General features: G+C 65.8%; 19 protein-coding genes. 6 read left to right on the top strand and 13 right to left on the bottom strand.

The window, feature by feature from the left end; translation table 11 throughout:
• Nucleotides 1-147 precede the first annotated feature (147 nt).
• From NOM55_RS07500 to phoB, 5 genes are all read right to left on the bottom strand, one after another.
• On the bottom strand, nucleotides 148-1,089 hold the full coding sequence (locus tag NOM55_RS07500) for a rhodanese-related sulfurtransferase (protein ID WP_255908094.1): 942 nt from the start codon (nucleotides 1,087-1,089) through the stop codon (nucleotides 148-150).
• A 121-nt stretch (nucleotides 1,090-1,210) separates the two neighbouring features.
• Nucleotides 1,211-2,635, bottom strand: a complete 1,425-nt coding sequence (locus NOM55_RS07495) for a diguanylate cyclase (RefSeq protein ID WP_255908093.1) — start codon at nucleotides 2,633-2,635, stop codon at nucleotides 1,211-1,213.
• 214 nt (nucleotides 2,636-2,849) lie between these two features.
• Complete coding sequence (tal, locus tag NOM55_RS07490; RefSeq protein WP_255908092.1) at nucleotides 2,850-3,911, bottom strand: transaldolase; 1,062 nt, start codon at nucleotides 3,909-3,911, stop codon at nucleotides 2,850-2,852.
• A gap of 158 nt (nucleotides 3,912-4,069) precedes the next feature.
• Complete coding sequence (gene phoR / locus NOM55_RS07485; protein WP_120810305.1) at nucleotides 4,070-5,374, bottom strand: phosphate regulon sensor histidine kinase PhoR; 1,305 nt, start codon at nucleotides 5,372-5,374, stop codon at nucleotides 4,070-4,072.
• Between the two features lie 4 nt (nucleotides 5,375-5,378).
• Nucleotides 5,379-6,068: a phosphate regulon transcriptional regulator PhoB gene (gene phoB, locus NOM55_RS07480; protein WP_047965829.1), complete on the bottom strand. Its 690-nt coding sequence runs from the start codon at nucleotides 6,066-6,068 to the stop codon at nucleotides 5,379-5,381.
• A 366-nt stretch (nucleotides 6,069-6,434) separates the two neighbouring features.
• Here phoB and NOM55_RS07475 point away from each other — a divergent pair, with 366 nt between their 5' ends.
• On the top strand, nucleotides 6,435-8,447 hold the full coding sequence (locus tag NOM55_RS07475) for a BCCT family transporter (RefSeq protein WP_255908091.1): 2,013 nt from the start codon (nucleotides 6,435-6,437) through the stop codon (nucleotides 8,445-8,447).
• Between the two features lie 77 nt (nucleotides 8,448-8,524).
• Here the strand turns inward: NOM55_RS07475 and NOM55_RS07470 are convergent, their stop codons facing one another.
• The 4 genes from NOM55_RS07470 to NOM55_RS07455 form a co-directional block, all read right to left on the bottom strand.
• Nucleotides 8,525-9,931, bottom strand: coding sequence for a 4Fe-4S binding protein (locus NOM55_RS07470; protein WP_255908089.1), 1,407 nt, complete (start codon nucleotides 9,929-9,931; stop codon nucleotides 8,525-8,527).
• The gene (locus tag NOM55_RS07465) at nucleotides 9,928-10,755 is read right to left on the bottom strand and encodes an FTR1 family protein (protein WP_255908087.1); all 828 of its coding nucleotides are present in this window, start codon (nucleotides 10,753-10,755) and stop codon (nucleotides 9,928-9,930) included. The genes NOM55_RS07470 and NOM55_RS07465 overlap by 4 nt, the downstream gene beginning before the upstream one ends.
• Before the next feature lie 12 nt (nucleotides 10,756-10,767).
• Nucleotides 10,768-11,097, bottom strand: a complete 330-nt coding sequence (locus tag NOM55_RS07460) for a cupredoxin domain-containing protein (RefSeq protein WP_047965833.1) — start codon at nucleotides 11,095-11,097, stop codon at nucleotides 10,768-10,770.
• 210 nt (nucleotides 11,098-11,307) lie between these two features.
• Complete coding sequence (locus NOM55_RS07455; protein ID WP_238377240.1) at nucleotides 11,308-11,853, bottom strand: iron transporter; 546 nt, start codon at nucleotides 11,851-11,853, stop codon at nucleotides 11,308-11,310.
• 60 nt (nucleotides 11,854-11,913) lie between these two features.
• Here NOM55_RS07455 and NOM55_RS07450 point away from each other — a divergent pair, with 60 nt between their 5' ends.
• Together NOM55_RS07450 and NOM55_RS07445 are read left to right on the top strand one after the other, a co-directional pair.
• Nucleotides 11,914-12,084 carry a hypothetical protein gene (locus NOM55_RS07450; protein ID WP_255908085.1) on the top strand — a complete coding sequence of 57 codons (171 nt, stop codon included), beginning with the start codon at nucleotides 11,914-11,916 and terminating at the stop codon, nucleotides 12,082-12,084.
• A gap of 450 nt (nucleotides 12,085-12,534) precedes the next feature.
• Nucleotides 12,535-12,978, top strand: coding sequence for an Lrp/AsnC family transcriptional regulator (locus tag NOM55_RS07445; protein ID WP_255908084.1), 444 nt, complete (start codon nucleotides 12,535-12,537; stop codon nucleotides 12,976-12,978).
• Nucleotides 12,979-13,042: 64 nt separating this feature from the next.
• On the opposite strand, the gene NOM55_RS07440 is transcribed toward NOM55_RS07445, so the two are convergent.
• From NOM55_RS07440 to gap, 4 genes are all read right to left on the bottom strand, one after another.
• Nucleotides 13,043-13,300, bottom strand: a complete 258-nt coding sequence (locus NOM55_RS07440) for a hypothetical protein (protein WP_255908083.1) — start codon at nucleotides 13,298-13,300, stop codon at nucleotides 13,043-13,045.
• Nucleotides 13,297-13,677 carry a phage holin family protein gene (locus NOM55_RS07435; RefSeq protein WP_047965836.1) on the bottom strand — a complete coding sequence of 127 codons (381 nt, stop codon included), beginning with the start codon at nucleotides 13,675-13,677 and terminating at the stop codon, nucleotides 13,297-13,299. Before NOM55_RS07435 ends, NOM55_RS07440 begins: the two co-directional genes overlap by 4 nt.
• The gene (locus tag NOM55_RS07430; RefSeq protein ID WP_047965837.1) at nucleotides 13,677-13,991 is read right to left on the bottom strand and encodes a YqjD family protein; all 315 of its coding nucleotides are present in this window, start codon (nucleotides 13,989-13,991) and stop codon (nucleotides 13,677-13,679) included. The genes NOM55_RS07435 and NOM55_RS07430 overlap by 1 nt, the downstream gene beginning before the upstream one ends.
• A gap of 287 nt (nucleotides 13,992-14,278) precedes the next feature.
• Nucleotides 14,279-15,289 carry a type I glyceraldehyde-3-phosphate dehydrogenase gene (gene gap / locus NOM55_RS07425; RefSeq protein WP_255908082.1) on the bottom strand — a complete coding sequence of 337 codons (1,011 nt, stop codon included), beginning with the start codon at nucleotides 15,287-15,289 and terminating at the stop codon, nucleotides 14,279-14,281.
• 277 nt (nucleotides 15,290-15,566) lie between these two features.
• Here gap and NOM55_RS07420 point away from each other — a divergent pair, with 277 nt between their 5' ends.
• The 3 genes from NOM55_RS07420 (at nucleotide 15,567) to NOM55_RS07410 (ending at nucleotide 17,482) form a co-directional block, all read left to right on the top strand.
• Entirely contained in the window at nucleotides 15,567-16,217 is a 651-nt protein-coding gene (locus NOM55_RS07420; RefSeq protein ID WP_255908081.1) for an MBL fold metallo-hydrolase, read from the top strand.
• On the top strand, nucleotides 16,217-16,540 hold the full coding sequence (locus NOM55_RS07415; RefSeq protein WP_255908080.1) for an MGMT family protein: 324 nt from the start codon (nucleotides 16,217-16,219) through the stop codon (nucleotides 16,538-16,540). The genes NOM55_RS07420 and NOM55_RS07415 overlap by 1 nt, the downstream gene beginning before the upstream one ends.
• Before the next feature lie 171 nt (nucleotides 16,541-16,711).
• Nucleotides 16,712-17,482, top strand: coding sequence for a DeoR/GlpR family DNA-binding transcription regulator (locus NOM55_RS07410; RefSeq protein ID WP_047965841.1), 771 nt, complete (start codon nucleotides 16,712-16,714; stop codon nucleotides 17,480-17,482).
• Nucleotides 17,483-17,520 lie beyond the last annotated feature (38 nt).

Here is a 17,520-nt window from a genome sequence, read left to right as displayed (position 1 = left end):
AAGCCGCCAGCATAGCGCGTCCGCCACGGGGCGGGGAAGGGGCACGGTGGTCCAGCCAACGCCGGTGGCCGGCATGAAAAAAGGTTGGCCGCAGTGCTGCGGCCAACCTTGTGTGGCGCTGCGCTGGGTCAGCGCGTGAACCGGTGCTCAGTCTTCACCGTGCACCATGCTGCGGCCCAGCGGATTGGGCTGGTTGCGCTGGCGTGCCAGCTCGATCTGCTTCTGCCGCTCGCGCGCCTTGGCGCGGGTTTTTTCGCTCAGGCTGTCCCAGCAGTGCGGGCAGCTGATGCCGGGGCTGTAGTGCTCGGAGGCGCGCTCGGCGGCCGATACCGGCTGGCGGCAGGCGTGGCACAGCTCGTACTCGCCTTCGGTCAGGTCGTGACGCACGGTGACGCGGTTGTCGAAAACGAAGCAGTCGCCCTGCCACAGGCTCTGTTCCGCTGGCACTTCTTCCAGGTATTTCAGGATGCCGCCCTGCAGGTGGTACACCTCTTCGAAACCTTCGTTCAGCATGTAGCTGGAGGCCTTCTCGCAGCGGATGCCGCCGGTGCAGAACATCGCCACTTTCTTGTGCACCGCCGGATCGAAGTGCTGTTTGACGTACTCGGGGAATTCGCGGAAGCTGGCGGTTTTCGGGTCGATGGCGCGCTGGAAGCTGCCGATGGCCACTTCGTAGTCGTTGCGGGTGTCGATGACCAGCACTTCCGGATCGCTGATGAGGGCGTTCCAGTCCTGCGGCTGGACATAGGTGCCGACTGTCTTGTTGGGGTCGACGCCGGGCACGCCGAGGGTGACGATTTCCTTCTTCAGCTTGACCTTGGTGCGGTAGAACGGCTGCTCGTCGCAGTACGATTCCTTGTGTTCCAGCGCCGCCATGCGCGCATCGCTTTTCAGCCAGGCCAGCAGCGCGTCGATGCCTTCGCGGCTGCCGGCGACGGTGCCGTTGATGCCTTCTTCGGCCAGCAGCAGCGTGCCCTTGACGTCATTGGCCAGCATGGCCTGGTGTAGCGGTTCGCGCAGCGCGACGTAGTCGGTCAGGGTGACAAACTGGTACAGCGCGGCGACGACGATGGGGTGGTGGGTGTGCATCGGTGGTCTCCAGGTGGTCGCCCGCGTAAAGGGCGGACCGGGGCGCGCCGGAATTGGCGCAACCGCGCAGTTTACCCGAGGCCGGCGCGGCGGCCAACGCGGGCGGCGGCGGCGGGTGGCGTCAGCGTGCGATGCGGTTGCGGCCGTCGCGCTTGGCCTGGTACAGCAGCGCGTCGACGCGGCCGAGCAGCGCGTCGATGGCATCGTGGCGCCCGGCGAACTCGGTGACGCCGATGCTGACCGAGGTGTACAGCTCGCCCTTGGCGGTGGTCACCGGCTGCATGCCGATCAGCTGGCAGATGCGCTGCAGCGGCACCATCGCGTCGTCGGCGCCGGCGTCCGGGAAGATGATCATGAATTCCTCGCCGCCCCAGCGGTAGACGCGGTCGATGACGCGCACGCTGTCCTGCATCAGCACCGCGACGGCGCGCAGCACCTCGTCGCCGGTCTGGTGGCCGTAGCTGTCGTTGATGCGCTTGAAGTGGTCGATGTCCAGCAGCGCCAGTGCAAAGCGGCGGCCGCGGCGGGTGGCGCGCTCCTGTTCTTCCTGCAGCCGGATGTAGAAGGCATGGCGGTTGCCAAGGCCGGTCAGGCTGTCGCTGTAGGCCATGGTCTCCAGCTGCTTCTGCACCTCGCGCAGCGCGCGGGTGCGCTCGGCGACGCGCTGTTCCAGCGTGTGGTTGACGTCGTCCAGCTGCTGGATCACCAGCCCGATGCAGTGCGGCGCCAGCCCCACCGACAGGATCATCAGCGACAGCGCGACGTAGCTCAGGCTGTGTTCGTAGGCCAGCTGCGGCCCCAGTTCGCTCAGCAACAGCAACAGGCTGGCGAGGGTGAGCAGCGCCACCGCGATGCTGGAGCCGACGATGCGGTAGCGGATGGCGACATAGATCAGCGTCAGCCCCAGCAGCCAGATCAGCCACGGGTGCACGCCCTGCGCCAGCAGCAGCGGCAGCGCCACCAGCGCCGCGATTTTCAGCGTCAGGCCGGTCAGCCGTGGCCACGGCACCTCGCGCAGCACCAGGTACAGCGGGGTGACCACGAACAGGCCGAGGCAGTCGCCGGAGGTCATCATCGCCAGCCCGGCCAGATGGCCCTGCGCCGTGGTCGGCGCGCCGAGCGCGTGGTTGATCAGGTACATCGCCCAGGTGGTCAGCAGCGGCGGCAGTACGCACACACGCCAGAAGAAGCGTTGCAGGCCGCCGACATCGTGCAGCAGGCGCCGCGGCGCGCCGCAGCCACGCCACGCCAGCCAGCTTTGCAGGCTGTCGAACGGCGCCAGCAGCAGCCCGGCCAGCAGTGCGGTGCCCCAGCTGCTACCGAAGTACAGCCAGCCGCCGGCATTGGCGATGGCGCTGGACAGCAGCACCAGCGGCAGGCCGCGCCGGCCGGCCAGCAGCAGCATGATCAGGCCGATGCCGGACGGCAGCCACACCACGGTGAGCGAGGACGGCGGTTTCGCCGCCAGCCACATGCCCAGCCAGGCCAGGCTCACGTAGAGCAGGACCAGCAACAGTGCGTGGTGATAGCGGGGAGTGGTGGTCATGGCAGGCCCGGGCAGGGATGGCGGCTGGTTGCGGCAGGCGGTCGCTGCCGCCTGCTGTTGCAACAATTATCAGCCGATAATCCTGTGCCAACCAAGGGCTAAATTTGATCCGCATCAGCCGGACGCCAACTGGCGTTGCGGCGGCGGCCAAGGTTGGCCGCAAAAAAAAACGGCGACCGTGCGGTCGCCGTTTTTCATGCGCTAGGCCACGAACTCAGGCGGTGAGCTGCAGCAACTCGGCAAACGCCTTTTCGAACAGCGCGAGGCCATCGCGCTGCAGCTGCTCGCCGACGGCGTCGAAGTCGATGCCGGCCGCCTGTGCCGCGGCCAGTACCGCCAGTGCCGCGTCGCCGTCCGCGGCCAGCGTGGCGGCGGCGTGGCCGTGGTCGCGGAACAGCGCCAGCGTGGCGTCCGGCACGGTGTTGACGGTGTCGGCGCCGATCAGGCTCTCCACGTACAGCACGTCGGAGTAGGCCTGGTTCTTGGTGCCGGTGGACGCCCACAGCAGGAACTGCGGCCGTGCGCCGGCGGCGTGCAGCGCGGCGAATTCGGCGCCGTGGAAACGCTGCAGGTAGCGCCGGTAGGCGGCCTTGGCCAGCGCGATCGCCGCCTTGCCCTGCAGCGGCGCCGGCAGTTGCGCATCCAGCAGGCTGTCGACGCGCGACAGGAAGAAGCTGGCCACCGCCTTGACGTGGCGCAGCGGCTGGCCGGCCGCGTGGCGGGCGCTGAGGCCGGCGATATAGGCGTCCCACACCGCCTCGACCTGCTTCAGCGAGAACAGCAGCGTGATGTTGACGTTGATGCCCTCGGCGGTCAGCTGGCGGAAGGCGGCGATGCCTGGCGGCGTGGCCGGGATCTTGATCATCGCGTTGGGGCGGTCGATGGCGACCCACAGCCGGCGCGCGGCGGCGAGGGTGCCGGCTTCGTCGTGCGCCAGCGCCGGCGACACTTCCAGCGACACGTAGCCGTCGTCGCCGGCGGTGGTCTGGTATTGCGGCAGGGTGAGGTCGCAGGCGGCCCGGATGTCGGCGATGACCAGCGTTTCGTAGCGCTGTTCGGCGCTCAGCGTGGCGTCGCTTTTCAGCTGCGCCAGCTCGTCGCGGTAGCGCGGGTCGGTGCTGATCGCCTTGTGGAAGATGGCCGGATTGGAGGTGACGCCGGCGATGCCGTCGTCGGCCAGCAAGCGGGCCAGTTCGCCGCTGGCGATTAGTTCGCGCGACAGGTTGTCCAGCCAGAGACGCTGGCCGAAGGGGCGGATGGCTTGTAGACGATTCATGGTGCGGGTCCCGGTATTGGTTTCATTTTTGGCACCCCATCGTAGCGTGCGCCCGCGCTGAAGCAAAGAGACTACAGCGCGGTGGCTTCAGCTCGCCGCCAGTACATCGGCGACTACGTGCCGCGCGGCGACCGGACGGCACGGTCGCCGCCGGTGGCTCATTCGCGGGCGGCCAGCTGTTCGGCGTTGAAGATCACGCTGAAGCAGCTGCCCTTGTCCGGCTCGCTGTGCACTTCCAGCCGCGCCTGGTGGCGCGCCAGCACGTGCTTGACGATGGCGAGGCCGAGGCCGGTGCCGCCGTTGCCGCGCGAGCGGCCGCGGTCGACGCGGTAGAAGCGCTCGGTCAGTCGCGGCAGGTGTTCGCGCGGGATGCCGATGCCGGTATCGCTGACGCTGAACACGGCACGGCCCTCGTCCTGTTCCTGCCAGGCGAGGGTGATGCTGCCGCCTTCCGGGGTGTAGCGCACCGCGTTGGACACCAGGTTGCCGAACGCCGAGTGCAGCTCCTGCACGTTGCCGCGCAGCCAGCGGCGGCAGCGGTTGTCCAGCGTGATCTGGTGGCGGCCCTGCGACAGGCCTTCGGCTTCCACCATCAGCGTGTCCAGCAGCTGGTCCATGTTCACGGTTTCCTGCTGCATGCTGCGCGGGCTGTTCTCGATGCGCGACAGCGTCAGCAGGTCCTCGACCAGGCTCTGCATCCGCCGCGACTGTTCCAGCATCAGCGCCAGGAACTGGCGCAGGGTGGCGTCGTCGACCTCCGGCATGTCGGACAGCGTTTCCAGGAAGCCGCCGACCACGGTCAGCGGCGTGCGCAGCTCGTGCGACACGTTGGCGACGAAGTCGCGGTGCACGGTCTGCACCCGCTCCAGCTGGGTGATGTCGCGCGACAGCAACAGCTTGCGAGTGATGTCGAACGGCACCAGCTGGATGGACAGCACGCGCTCGTCCGGGGTCGGGCTGTGCAGGATCAGCGGCTGGCTGTAGCTCTGCGCCGCCATATAGGTGTGGAACGAGGGCTGGCGTACCAGGTTGAGGATCTGGTTGCCGACATCGGCCTTCGGGTCCAGCCCGAAGTGTTCGACGCCGACCGGGTTGACCCACTCGATGCGGTCGTACTCGTCGAGCACCACCACGCCGTCCGGCATCGCCTCGCCGGCGTTGATGAAGCGGTCGAGGATGCTGGCCAGCTTGCGCTTGCTCTGCTTCTGCTTGCGCGCCTGGCGGTACAGCGCCATGAACGCGTTGTGCCAGATGCCGTAGCCTTCCGGAATGCGGCCGGGGGCAGGCCGCTCCAGCCAGCGCAGCAGCAGGCCGATATGGTGCAGGTGGAAGCCCAGCCACAGCAGCAGCTGGCCGCACAGTACCAGCAGCCCGATCTCCGGGCCGTAGATCAGCGAAAAGCCGAAAGCGATGCTGCTGATGGCGAACAGCCAGCCCAGCGAACGCCGCGCAAAGTCAGTCAATGGTCTACCCCTGTGCCGAGAAACGGTAGCCGGTGCCGCGCACGGTCTGGATCAGCGCGTCATGGCCGGTGGCCTCCAGCGCACTGCGCAGGCGGCGGATGTGCACGTCGACGGTGCGCTCCTCGACGAAGATGTGGTCGCCCCACACCTGGTCCAAGAGCTGGGTGCGCGAGTGCACGCGTTCGGCGTGGGTCATGAAGAAGTGCAGCAGGCGGAATTCGGTGGGGCCGAGGTCGATGGTGTCGCCGTTGCCCTGCACGCGGTGGGTGGCCGGATCCAGGCGCAGGCCCTTCACCTCGACCGCGTCATCGGTCATCTGCGGCGCGCGGCGGCGCAGCACCGCCTTGATACGCGCCAGCATCTCGCGCGGCGAGAACGGCTTGGTGATGTAGTCGTCGGCACCGGCTTCCAGCCCCTGCACCTTGTCCTGCTCCTCGGAGCGGGCGGTGAGCATGATGATTGGGATCTGGCGCGTGCGCTCATCGCCGCGCAGCTTGCGCGCGATCTCGACGCCGGAGGCACCGGGTAGCATCCAGTCCAGCAGGATCAGGTCGGGTAGGGCGTTCTTCACCAGCATCAGCGCCGCTTCGGCGGTACTGGCGCGCAGCACGTGATGGCCGGCCTGGGTCAGGTTGAAGGCAATCAGTTCCTGGATCGCGGGCTCGTCTTCGACAAGCAGGATATTGGCAGCCATGTGGGCATCCTCCCATTGGAAATTATGGCAAGGATAGAAACAGGGCGTTACAGAAATATGACGCTTCATGCTTCCGTCCGCTTCATGCCAACGAAATGGCAGGATATGCCGCTGCTGGCCGGAGAAGCCGCGCGATTATGTCACGAATCGACCGCGGCACCGGTAGTGCTTTAATTTATTTGTAATTAAGTTTTGTACAAAAATTAATTGTCACGTAGAATGCCGCCTCTCGCGTCGTGCCGTGATGCGCCCAGTCCAATTGTCTGTCACCGACAGATATTCTTGCTTTATCCGCTATTTTGCAGTCTTCTCCAGCGATCTGGACGCTCCCGCGACATCCTGCCACCCAACTTTTGAAGGGAAAGCATGGACAACGTTATCTCCTCCCGTTCCACCACGCTGGCTTGGCCAGTATTCATTCCCAGCCTGCTGCTGATCGGTAGTCTGCTGGCTTGGGCGGTACTGCTGCCGAGCAGTGCCGAGCACACCTTTTTATTGGCGCAGCAGTGGGTGATCCGTCACTTCGGGTGGTTCTATATCCTGGCGGTGGCGATCTTCCTGCTGCTGTTGCTGGCCATTGCGGTCAGTCGCTACGGCGATATCCGGCTGGGGTCGGATGAATCGCGGCCGGAATTCTCGTTTACCTCGTGGCTGGCGATGCTGTTCGCGGCCGGCATGGGGATCGGCCTGATGTACTTTGGGGTCGGCGAGCCGATGCTGCATTTCCTCAATCCGCCCACCGCCGCGGCGACGCCTGCGGTGGCAGGGCAGGTGGCGATGCTGACCACCTTCCAGCACTGGGGGTTGCACGCGTGGGCGATTTACGGCGTAGTCGGTCTGGTGCTGGCCTATTTTGGTTTCCGTTACCAACTGCCTCTGACAGTGCGTTCCGGCCTGTATCCGCTGCTGGGTGAGCGCATCAACGGCCCGCTCGGCCATGCGGTGGACGTGTTTGCGCTGGTGGGTACCGTCTTCGGTATCGCCACCACCCTGGGCTACGGTGTGCTGCAGATCAGCGCCGGGCTTGCCACGCTGACCGGACAGGACACCTCGGCGCTGACATTCCAGTTGGGTCTGATCGCGGTGGTGATGCTGTTGGCCGGGCTATCGGTGGCTTCCGGGCTGGACAAGGGGGTGCGCCGTCTGAGCGAACTGAACCTGACGCTGGCCGGACTGCTATTGCTGTTCGTGCTGGTGACCGGGCCGACGCTGTACCTGCTTAACGCCTTCAGCGAAAACATCGGCCACTACCTGTCCAGCGTGGTGTCGTTGACCTTCCGCACCTTCAGCTACAGCGACAGCGACATGCAAGGCTGGTTTGGTGGCTGGACGCTGCTGTACTGGGCATGGTGGATTTCGTGGTCACCGTTTGTCGGCATGTTCATCGCGCGTATCTCGCGCGGGCGCACCATCCGCGAATTCATCATCGGCGTGCTGCTGGTGCCGTCGCTGTTCAACCTGTTGTGGATGACGGTGTTCGGCAACAGCGCGATCTGGCTGGACAGCCATGTCGCTGCCGGTGCGCTGGGCGCCAGCGCCGGCAATGTCGACGCATTACTGTTCCGTTTCTTTGATTACCTGCCGTACCCGCAGCTGACGTCCGGCGTGGCGGTGCTGCTGGTGGCGGTGTTCTTTGTGACTTCAGCCGATTCCGGGGCGCTGGTACTCAATGCCATCGCCAGCCGAGGTGCGGCGCAGTCGCCGCTGTGGCAGCGCTGTTTCTGGGCGGCGCTGCTGGGGCTAACGGCGGCGGTACTGCTTGCCGCTGGCGGGCTGAAGGCCTTGCAGGCGATGACGCTGATCAGTGCGCTGCCGTTTGCCGCCATCATGCTGTTGCTGTGCTACGGGCTGCTGCGCGGTTTGCGTGCCGACCGTCATCACGCCACACAGGCACTGGCACCGGCAACGTCGTTCTGGAGTGGCCACCACTGGCGACAGCGTCTGGCGGTGATGCTGAACCAGCCGCAGGCGGCCGAGGTGCAGCAGTTTATCGATGACACGGTGCAGCCGGCACTGCAGGCGGTGGCGGCAGAAATGGCCACCCGTGGCGTGACTGCAGAGGTCACGCGCGATGCCGTCAGCGGGACCGTGCAGCTGAGTCTCCCGCAGCCGTCACTCCGCGACTTCGTCTACGGCGTGCGCTGTGTGGAGCAGGCGACACCGGCCTTTGTCCTGCGCGATGTGGCGCTGCCAGTCGGACAGCGTTTGTACAGCTATCAACCGATGACATTTTTTGTGGATGGTCGCGAGGGTTACAGCATCGAATACCTGCAGCAGCAGGAGGTGATTGCCGACGTGCTGAAGCAGTACCAGCGTTATCTGGTGTTACTGCATGACGAGCAGGCGCGTCTGCTCAGTGCGGCACCGGCGCACGGCTGAGGCAGCAAAAAGGTTGGCCGCAAGCATGCTTGCGGCCAACCTTTTATCGGGTGGCAATCGATCGGCGATTCAGTGGTTTACCACCACCAGAACAGCCAGCCCCAGGCACTGTCGATCCACAGCAGCGCGGCGCAGAACGGCAGCAGCGCCAGCGCCTGCCGCAGCCGGCTGCGATGCCAGCCGGCGCCGATGCGCGCCGCCAGCCACAGCGACCAGCCATTGGCGCCCAGCAACAGCAGCAGCCGCGCGTCGTTGACCCATGGCCACACGATGTGCTCGCTGCGCAGCAGGCTGAGGGTGACGGTGGTGAGGCCGAGGAACACGCCGCAACCGGCCAGCGGGATCAGCGCCTGCACCAGGTGGTGAAAGCGCTGCCGCTGCCAGCCGTGGCAGGCGACCGCCGCCGCCAGCAGCAGGCTGCACAGCCCGCCCAGCGCGATGGCGGTGGCGGCGATGTAGGCCAGCAGCAGGCCGCCATCCAGCCAGCTGAACATGTCGTTGCGCAGCGGGTAGTTGGTCAGCAGCCACCACGGCGCGTCGGCGTCCAGCGGCCACAGCAGGTCGCGCTCGATCAGCCACTCCGCCAGCGCGGTGCGCAGGGTGACGAACCACGGGCTGGCGCTCCAGTGGAAGGCGCCGATGGCGACGCCGAGCAGGCCGAACAGGATCAGCGCGCTCTGCCAGCCGTCGGCGTCGCGCGCGCCGAGGCGCACCACCTCGTCGGCCGGCGAACGGGCGCTGAGCGTCACCGCGTCGCGGTGGCCGCTGCAGCGGCCGCACATGTGACAGCCGCTGGCGCCTTCCATCTGCCGGACCGGCAGCAGCGGTGCGCAGTCCACCGCCTTGATCGGCAGCACGCGCTTGTGCGCCAGCGATGCCTGCCACGCCGCTTCGCTGACGCGGAAATGCAGCGGCGCCAGCTTGGCCAGCAGCGCGAACACGCCGTTGACCGGGCACAGGTAGCGGCACCAGGCGCGCTTGCCGCGGGTGTAGTAGTAGCCGACCCACACCGCGGCGACGGTGGAGCCGCCCAGCACCAGCAGCACCGCCTGCGGATACTGGTAGACGCTGACCATCTGCCCGTACACCGTGGTCAGCACGAAGGCGGTGAACGGCCAGCCCGGCCAGCGCAGCCAGCGCGGAATCGGCCGTGCCTTGCCGTGCCGTGCCGCCCATTCCGACAGCGCACCCTCCGGGCACAGCACGCCGCACCACAGCCGGCCGAACAGCACCATCGACAGCAGCACGAACGGCCACCAGATGCCCCAGAACGCAAACTGCGCGATCAGGGTGACGTGGTCCCACAGGTGCGCGGTTTCGTCCGGCAGCGGCGTCAGCACCGGCAGCACGATCAGCAGCAGGTACACCGCCACCACCAGCCACTGCAGGCGGCGGATCAGTGGCGCGTGCCGCTGCAGGCCATCGCCGACCCGCGCCAGCCACGGTCGCGTGGCGGCTGCCGTGGTGCAATCGTGCGGTTTCATGCGGCCAACCTTGTCGCCACGCGGCGGCTGCGCCAGCGCATCAGCGCCAGCACCGCCAGCCAGTAGCCGGCGTAGGCCAGCAGCGTCATCAGCGCCGGGTGCGCGCGGTAGCCGGTCAGCGCCGACACCACGCCGCCGCTGGCGCTCATGTCGTCCAGCAGCGCCGAGCTGTCCCACAGCGGATCGACCAGTGCCGGCAGGATGTCCAGCGAGATCAGCTTGTCGATGCCGCTGGTGAACAGTGCCGCCGCCAGCAACAGCAGCATGATTTCGGTGGCGCGAAAGAACAGTCGCCACGACAGGTAGCGCCCGCCCAGCTGCAGCAGCCAGAACGACAGCAGCGCCAGCAGGAAGCCGGCGACCCCGGCCAGCAGCAGCGGCCACAGCGCGGCGCCCTCGCTGCCGGACAGCGTGCCGTAGAGGAAGACCACGGTTTCGCTGCCCTCGCGGCCGACCGCCAGCGCCACCAGCAGCAGGATGCCCCAGCCGTTATTGCGCGCGCGGCTGGCGGCAAGGCCGGCCTCCAGCTCGCGTTTCAGGCTGCGGCCGTGCTCGCGCATCCACAACACCATGTGCACGATCAGCGCCGCGGCGCTGAACACCATCGCCGCCTGGAACAGCTCCTGGTAGCTGCCGAACACTTCGCTGGCGGCAAACAGGCCCAGTGCCAGCAGCGCCGCCAGCAGCAGCCCGGCCAGCACCCCGCCCCACAGCCAGCGCTTGCCGCCGGCGGCCGGGTTTTGCGACAGCCACGCGTGCAGGATGCCGATCACCAGCATCGCTTCCACGCTCTCGCGCCAGACGATAAACAACACCTGTTCCATCGCGCTTGCCCCTTACTTCACGACCAGCACGCCCTGTGCCGTCGCCATGTGGAATTCGTCGAAAAATTTGTACTCACCGGCGCTGAGTGGGTTGAATACCACGAAACTCTGCGCGCCGGGGGCCAGTACCTTTTCCTTGCGCAGCTGCAGGCTTTCGAACTCCACCGGCGTCTTGCCGCGATTGAAGATCTCGATCTTGAAGCGCTTGCCGGCCGGCACCACCAGCCGTGCCGGTTTCAGCTGGCCGTCGTTCAGTTCCAGCCGGAACACCGGCAATTCCTCGGCGTGGGCGGTGCCGGCCAGCAGCAGGGCCAGCAGTGGCAGGATATGGCGTGCACGCATGGGGGACTCCTGTGGGGGTGGGCTGCGGCCGGGGTCGGCCGCAGCGGGTGCGGCTTAGAGCCTGTTCACGATCTGCTGTGCTTTGATCTCAACTTGGGCGATACCGTGTTAAAAACGCCTTCGGGATGCTTGTTTATCTCTGGATAAACGCCGCGTCCTCAGCCGTTTTCGCCTTGTCTCGCGTGAGCGCGCAAGATCGTGAACACACTCTTAGTAACCGCCCTTCTTGCCGATGCCGGCGTAGGTGAATTCGTAGTTCAGCTCGATCGGCTGGAACCACGGCGCGACGCCGGTTTCCTTGTCGACATGACGGCCGAAGTGGGCGTGCGGGTTCATGCTCGGCGGCAGGATGGTGTACTTCAGCTTGTACTTGCCCGGGCCTTGCAGCTTGATGTTGTCGCCGTAGTGCGGGCCGTCGGAGGCTACCATCGGCATGAAGTCGCCGCTGATGCTGTCCTTGCCGCCGACCTTGCTGATCTCGTACTTGATCAGCAGGTACGGCACCCAGTCGCCCTCGGCCAGGCCGTTCTTGTTGCTGGCGGTAGCGTGGATGTCGGCCTCGAGGTGGATGTCGGACTGTTCCGCCTTGCGCATCATGCCGTCCGGTTCCATTTTCACCGGCTGCAGGTAGACGGCGGCGATCTCCATGCCGCCTTTCAGCTGCGGCTTGCCGATCGGGTATTCCAGCGCCTGGGCCGACAGGCTGAGGCCAAGCAGCACGGGCAGGGCCAGCGCCGGGATCATGCTTTTTTTCATCACGGGTTCCTTTGCGGAGGGGGCGCCATTAGAGCAGCGCGAATCTTAATAAAAACTTAAATGCGAACTTTTACTGTTTCCGGCAAGCCACAGCGGCAGGCAAGGTTGGCCGCAAGCCGCAAGCCGCAAGCCGCAAGCCGCAAGCCGCAACGTCAGCAGCAACAGCAGCAACAGCAGCAACAGCAGCCGCCGTGGTGGCGTGCGCGTGAGGGGCAGGCTGCGGCGGCATGACTACAAAGAAGAATGCTTCGTATTGTCGTCAGCAGGCAGCGGCAGCGGATTGATCTGGATTAAGGGCTGGCGAGATAAGGTGGTGCGGTGAGGGGAAGGACGGCGATCGCACGCGGGTGCGGGGCAGGGTGACGCGGGGACGTGCGCGCGGCGCAAAAAAACGCCTGTCCGGTGAGGGACAGGCGACTAAGGGTCGGTTTGCGGCCAGTTGGGCCACAAACACAAAGACCAGGGACAAAGAGATCACCAGAACAGTTCAAAGATGCCAGGGACACCGACACCCTCATACGTATCCAGAAGTCGACAGCCTCGGGCGCGGACCCGCTACTGCCAACACGGGGCGAATTGTACGTGGCTTGTTGCCCCCCGATAACAGGCAATCAAAGGTTTTATTGTCGATGTTCTTTGTATACAATTTATTTTTAGCAAATTTACTTTCGAATCCAAAGCATGGACAAGTTTGATCGCAAAATCATTGCTGCACTGCATGAAAACGCCCGTCTCAGCTACGCCGAGCTGGCGCGCCGCGTCAGCCTGTCGGCACCGGCTGTTGCCGAAAGAGTGGAAAAACTGGAGCGTTCCGGTGTCATTGCCGGATATCGGGCAATAATCAACCCGGAAAAGCTGGGTTACCCGATCCAGTGCCTGATCGAGCTGACGGTGAAAAACCTGGAATACTACGGCGTGCTGGAGACGCTGAAGACGATGCCGGAGATCACCGAGTGCTACTCGATCACCGGCAGCAGCGGGCTGATGATCAAGGTGGCGGTCGACAATATGGCCACCCTGCAGCAGGTGATCGCGCGGCTGATGCAGTACGGCGACACCAAGACCTCGATCGTGATCGACGTGCCGGTCGGTGCGCGGATGCCGGGCTGGCGCGACGACGAGTAAGCGCCAGCGCCACGGCGGCTGAGTCGGGAAGCCGGCGGCCACTGGCCGCCGGTTGGCGTTGCCGTCAGCGCCGCAGCATCCGCCACAGGCCGAGGATGGCCAGCAGCCACCGCAGCCAGCGCCGCAGCCGGCCCTGGCGCAGCAGCAGCAGCGCGCTGCCGAGCAGGCCGCTGCCGGCGGAGGTGCCGAACAGGCTGACGCCCTGGCGCAGCAGGTGCGCCGGCTGGCGCCAGCGCTCGGCTTCCAGCGTCAGCTGCATGCGCAGCAATTCACCCTTCAGCAGCAGCAACTGCTTGCGCTCTTCGCGTTGCGCTCGCGTCATGGCAGCTCCTTGCCGGACAGGGCCTGCCAGTCCTTGCGCAGCTCCTGCAGTGTGCTGGCGAATGCCGCCGGGGCGCGTTCCGCGCGGCGCCGCAGCGCCAGCAGCAGGCCGATGCCGCTGCCGGCCAGCAGCAGCGCCAGCGCGCCCATCACCGTGGCGCGCCACGCCGCCGGCGTCACCAGCGCCACGAACAGCAGCAGCGCGATCAGCGCCGCCAGCAGCAGCAATACCGCCAGCCCCGCCAGCATGGTCTGCAGCAGCAGGCGTTCCTGTTGCTCCTGCCACTCCAGCCGCGCCAGCTCGGCACGGTTGAACAGCAGCGCGCCCAGCCCGTGCAGCAGCGAGGCGAGGCTGCCCAGGCGCGGGGTATCAGCCATCAGCGGCGCGACACCAGCAGCCCGAGCAGGAAGGCGATGGCGGCGGCGATGCCGATCGCTTTCCACGGGTGTTCATGCACGTAGTTGTCGGTGACCTTGGCCGCGGCCCGGGCTTTCGCCACCGTCGCCTTTTCGGCGTCCAGCAGCCTCTCCTTGGCCAGCTTCAGGTTGGCGCTGAGCTTGTTGCGCAGTTCCAGCGCCTTGGCGCCGCCTTCCTCGCCGGCACTGGCCAGCAGCTCCTCGGTGTGGTTGAGCACGCTGCGCACATCGGCCAGCAGTTTTTCTTTCTCGGCGTTAAGGAATTGATCTGGCATGACTACCTCCTTGGACGAACATCACGATGTGGAAAAACGTAAACCCGGGTACCGGCCCTGGCCCTGTCGCGGCCACCCGCGTCGGGGTGCGCACGCAGGCGGGCAGTTCAGTGCATTGTCATGGCCGGTGCTGGATGGGCTGTGCCGACGGCAAAAGGTTCCGCAACGGCATGCTTGAGCATAGACGTAAAAAAGCCTGCCCGGTGGCGGGCAGGCAAACGGTTTATGCACGAAGAAGCAACAGAACCAAAGAGCAAGGCGTCCGTCTCCACACGGACGCCAGGGAATTACTTGGCGGCCGCCCAGGCGCGTGCGGTGTCCAGCATGCGGTTGGAGAAGCCCCACTCGTTGTCGTACCACGACAGCACCTTCACCTGGCGGCCTTCGATGACGCGGGTCAGCGAGGCGTCGAACACGCTGGACGCCGGGTTGTGCATGAAGTCGATGGACACCAGTGGCAGGGTGTTCACCGCCAGCACGCCCTTCAGCGCGCCACCCGCGGCGGCGGTGACGATCTCGTTCACCTCGGCGACGGTGGTATCGCGGCGGGCGGTGAAGGTCAGGTCCACCAGCGACACGTTGGCGGTCGGCACGCGCACGGCGAAGCCGTCCAGCTTGCCTTTCAGCTCCGGCAGCACCAGGCCGACGGCGGCGGCGGCACCGGTCTTGGTCGGGATCATCGACAGCGCGGCGGAACGGGCGCGGCGCAGGTCGCTGTGTTCGGTATCCAGCAGTACCTGGTCGTTGGTATAGGAGTGCACGGTGGTCATCAGGCCGTGGGCGACGCCGATGGTATCGTTCAGCGGCTTGACCAGCGGTGCCAGGCAGTTGGTGGTGCAGCTGGCGTTGGACACGATGCTCATCTCGCTGCGCAGGGTGTTGTCGTTGACGCCGAACACGATGGTGGCGTCGGCGTCGTCGGCCGGCGCGGAGATCAGCACCTTCTTGGCACCGGCTTGCAGGTGCAGGCCGGCCTTGTCGCGCTTGGTGAAGATGCCGGTGCATTCCAGCACGATGTCGATGCCCATCTCGCCCCACGGCAGTTCGGCCGGGTTGCGTACCGACAGCAGCTGGATCGGCTTACCGTTGACCACCAGCTTGTCGCCGTCCAGTGCTACGGTGCCGGGGAACGGGCCGTGGATGGAATCGTACTTGGTCAGGTGGGCGTGCAGTTCCGGATTGCCCAGATCGTTGATGGCAACGATTTCAATATCCTTGTCGGCGAAGCGTTCCTGCCAGGCACGCAGTACCATGCGACCGATACGGCCATAGCCGTTAATTGCCAGTTTCAGTGCCATGATGACTCCTCTTTACTTGTGTTTGGCCGGACGCACGGTCGCGTCCCGATGCATGACATCGTTGCCGCAATGGCCGATGTACTCAACCGACTACACCACTGTAAGGGGTGGATTACCAACAACGGAGCCTGTTAACACTTCTTTACTCAATTTCGCCGCGTCAGGGCCTGATTGTGACCGGCGCCGGTCTCTGCGGCTTGCCGGCGGCGGCAAGGTTGGCCGCACCGCCCGCCCGTGCCACAATCCCAAGACTGACTCCCTTCAAGTGATGCCTGCCATGTCCCTGCAACTGCAAGTCGTCCCGGTGACGCCATTCCAGCAAAACTGTTCCGTGATCTGGTGCGATGTCACCCGCCGTGCCGCCGTGGTCGACGCCGGCGGCGACATCGACCGCATTCTTGCCTTCGTGCGCGAGCACGACCTGACGGTGGAAAAACTGCTGCTCACCCATGGCCACATCGACCATGCCGGCGGCGCGCGCGCGCTGGCCGATGCGCTGGGCGTGGCGATCGAAGGCCCGCAGCGGGCCGAAAGCTTCTGGCTCGACCAGCTGCCCAGCCAAGGCACCATGTTCGGCTTCCCGCGCAGCGAACCGCTGACGCCGGAACGCTGGCTGGAAGAGGGCGACACGGTGACGGTGGGCGAGGAAGTGCTGGATGTGCTGCACTGTCCCGGCCACACCCCGGGTCATGTGGTGTTTGTCAGTCATGCGGCCAACCTTTGCATCGTCGGCGACGTGTTGTTCCAGGGCAGCATCGGGCGCACCGACTTCCCGATGGGCAACCACCAGCAGCTGATCGACGCCATCCGCGGCAAGCTGTTCGCGCTGCCGGACGACATGGTGGTGGTGCCGGGGCATGGCCCCTTTACCACTATAGGAGAGGAGCGGCGCAGCAACCCCTTCGTTGCCGACCGCCGCTACGGCTGATGGCGCCGGAGTTCGAGCACGCGGTGCTGCGCGCGCTGCGCGACATCCCGCCGGGGAGGGTCAGCACCTACGGCACGCTGGCGGCGCTGGCCGGCTACCCGCGTCACGCGCGCCATGTCGGCGCGCTGCTGGGACGGCTGCCGGCGGAGCTGGCGCTGCCGTGGTTCCGCGTGGTCGGCAGCGGCGGCCGCATCGCGCGGCCGGGCAGCGAGGGCGCCGACTACCAGCGCCTGCTGCTGCAGCAGGACGGCATTGAGCTGGACAGCAAGGGCCGCGTCGACCTGTTCCGTTATGGCTGGCCGCCGGCGTATTTCCTGCGCTGAGCGCGCGCGGCAGATGGTACGGTGGCGCGCGGCCAGTACCCCGCCCCGCCAGCGCTGACCGTGCTGGCGTTTTTTATGGCGAATGGTTCGTTTGTGGCGCCGAAAAGTTGCGGTTTATGTAGCAACTATGTTAAAGACTAAGCTGTAATTTTCGTTTACGAACTTGCTGCCATGAGCCGATCACCCAGACACGACAAGATTTTGCAGCTGGTGCGCGAAAACGGCTTTATGCCGATTGAAGAGCTCGCCCGCTTGCTGGACGTTACCCCGCAGACCATCCGCCGCGACATCAACCAGCTGTGCGAGGCCAACCTGCTGCGCCGCTATCACGGTGGCGCCGCCCTCGGCAGCAGCGTGGAGAACGAGGATTACTTCGCGCGCAAGGGCAAGCTGCAGAGCGAAAAGGCGCACATCGCCGACATGATCGCGGAAAACATCCCCGACCATGCCTCGCTGTTCATGAGCATCGGCACCACCATCGAGGCGGTGGCGCAGGCGCTGACCAGCACCCACAAGGGGCTGCGCGTGATCACCAACAACATCCACGTCGCCTCGATCATGTCCACCAACCCCGATTTCACGGTGATGATCACCTCCGGCGTGGTGCGGGCCTCCGACGGCGGCATCACCGGGGTGGCGACGCTGGACTTCATCAACCAGTTCAAGGTCGACTACGCGGTGATCGGGGTGTCGGGAATAGAGGCCGACGGCTCGCTGCTCGATTTCGACTACCGCGAAGTGCGCGTGGCGCAGGCGATGATGGCCAATGCCCGTCACCGCTTCCTCGCCGCCGACCACAGCAAGTTCGGCCGCAATGCGCTGGTGCGCATGGGCCACATCAGCGAATTCAACGCCATCTACACCGACGCGATGCCGCCGGAGAGCCTGAAAAAGCTGCTGGAGGAACACAGCGTGAGGATGTATCTGGCCGATCCGGTCTGACAGGTCACGCAGCACAAAACAGGGCACCCGCGGGTGCC

It is taken from the genome of Vogesella sp. AC12 (assembly GCF_024437575.1).
In the GTDB taxonomy this organism is placed as follows: Bacteria; Pseudomonadota; Gammaproteobacteria; order Burkholderiales; family Chromobacteriaceae; genus Vogesella; species Vogesella indigofera.
The sequence above is the reverse complement of the archived record's forward strand: the minus strand, read 5'-3'. Positions and strand labels throughout refer to the sequence as shown.

Coding starts and splice junctions, on each gene's coding strand:
- NOM55_RS07470 (WP_255908089.1), bottom strand. CDS start 9,931: ATGAAACCGCACGATTGCACCACGGCAGCCGCCACGCGACCGTGGCTG.
- NOM55_RS07415 (WP_255908080.1), top strand. CDS start 16,217: ATGGCGCCGGAGTTCGAGCACGCGGTGCTGCGCGCGCTGCGCGACATC.
- gap (WP_255908082.1), bottom strand. CDS start 15,289: ATGGCACTGAAACTGGCAATTAACGGCTATGGCCGTATCGGTCGCATG.
- NOM55_RS07495 (WP_255908093.1), bottom strand. CDS start 2,635: ATGACCACCACTCCCCGCTATCACCACGCACTGTTGCTGGTCCTGCTC.
- NOM55_RS07450 (WP_255908085.1), top strand. CDS start 11,914: ATGCGAACTTTTACTGTTTCCGGCAAGCCACAGCGGCAGGCAAGGTTG.
- NOM55_RS07500 (WP_255908094.1), bottom strand. CDS start 1,089: ATGCACACCCACCACCCCATCGTCGTCGCCGCGCTGTACCAGTTTGTC.
- NOM55_RS07460 (WP_047965833.1), bottom strand. CDS start 11,097: ATGCGTGCACGCCATATCCTGCCACTGCTGGCCCTGCTGCTGGCCGGC.
- NOM55_RS07430 (WP_047965837.1), bottom strand. CDS start 13,991: ATGCCAGATCAATTCCTTAACGCCGAGAAAGAAAAACTGCTGGCCGAT.
- NOM55_RS07465 (WP_255908087.1), bottom strand. CDS start 10,755: ATGGAACAGGTGTTGTTTATCGTCTGGCGCGAGAGCGTGGAAGCGATG.
- NOM55_RS07475 (WP_255908091.1), top strand. CDS start 6,435: ATGGACAACGTTATCTCCTCCCGTTCCACCACGCTGGCTTGGCCAGTA.
- NOM55_RS07410 (WP_047965841.1), top strand. CDS start 16,712: ATGAGCCGATCACCCAGACACGACAAGATTTTGCAGCTGGTGCGCGAA.
- phoB (WP_047965829.1), bottom strand. CDS start 6,068: ATGGCTGCCAATATCCTGCTTGTCGAAGACGAGCCCGCGATCCAGGAA.
- NOM55_RS07440 (WP_255908083.1), bottom strand. CDS start 13,300: ATGACGCGAGCGCAACGCGAAGAGCGCAAGCAGTTGCTGCTGCTGAAG.
- tal (WP_255908092.1), bottom strand. CDS start 3,911: ATGAATCGTCTACAAGCCATCCGCCCCTTCGGCCAGCGTCTCTGGCTG.
- NOM55_RS07420 (WP_255908081.1), top strand. CDS start 15,567: ATGTCCCTGCAACTGCAAGTCGTCCCGGTGACGCCATTCCAGCAAAAC.
- NOM55_RS07455 (WP_238377240.1), bottom strand. CDS start 11,853: ATGAAAAAAAGCATGATCCCGGCGCTGGCCCTGCCCGTGCTGCTTGGC.
- NOM55_RS07435 (WP_047965836.1), bottom strand. CDS start 13,677: ATGGCTGATACCCCGCGCCTGGGCAGCCTCGCCTCGCTGCTGCACGGG.
- NOM55_RS07445 (WP_255908084.1), top strand. CDS start 12,535: ATGGACAAGTTTGATCGCAAAATCATTGCTGCACTGCATGAAAACGCC.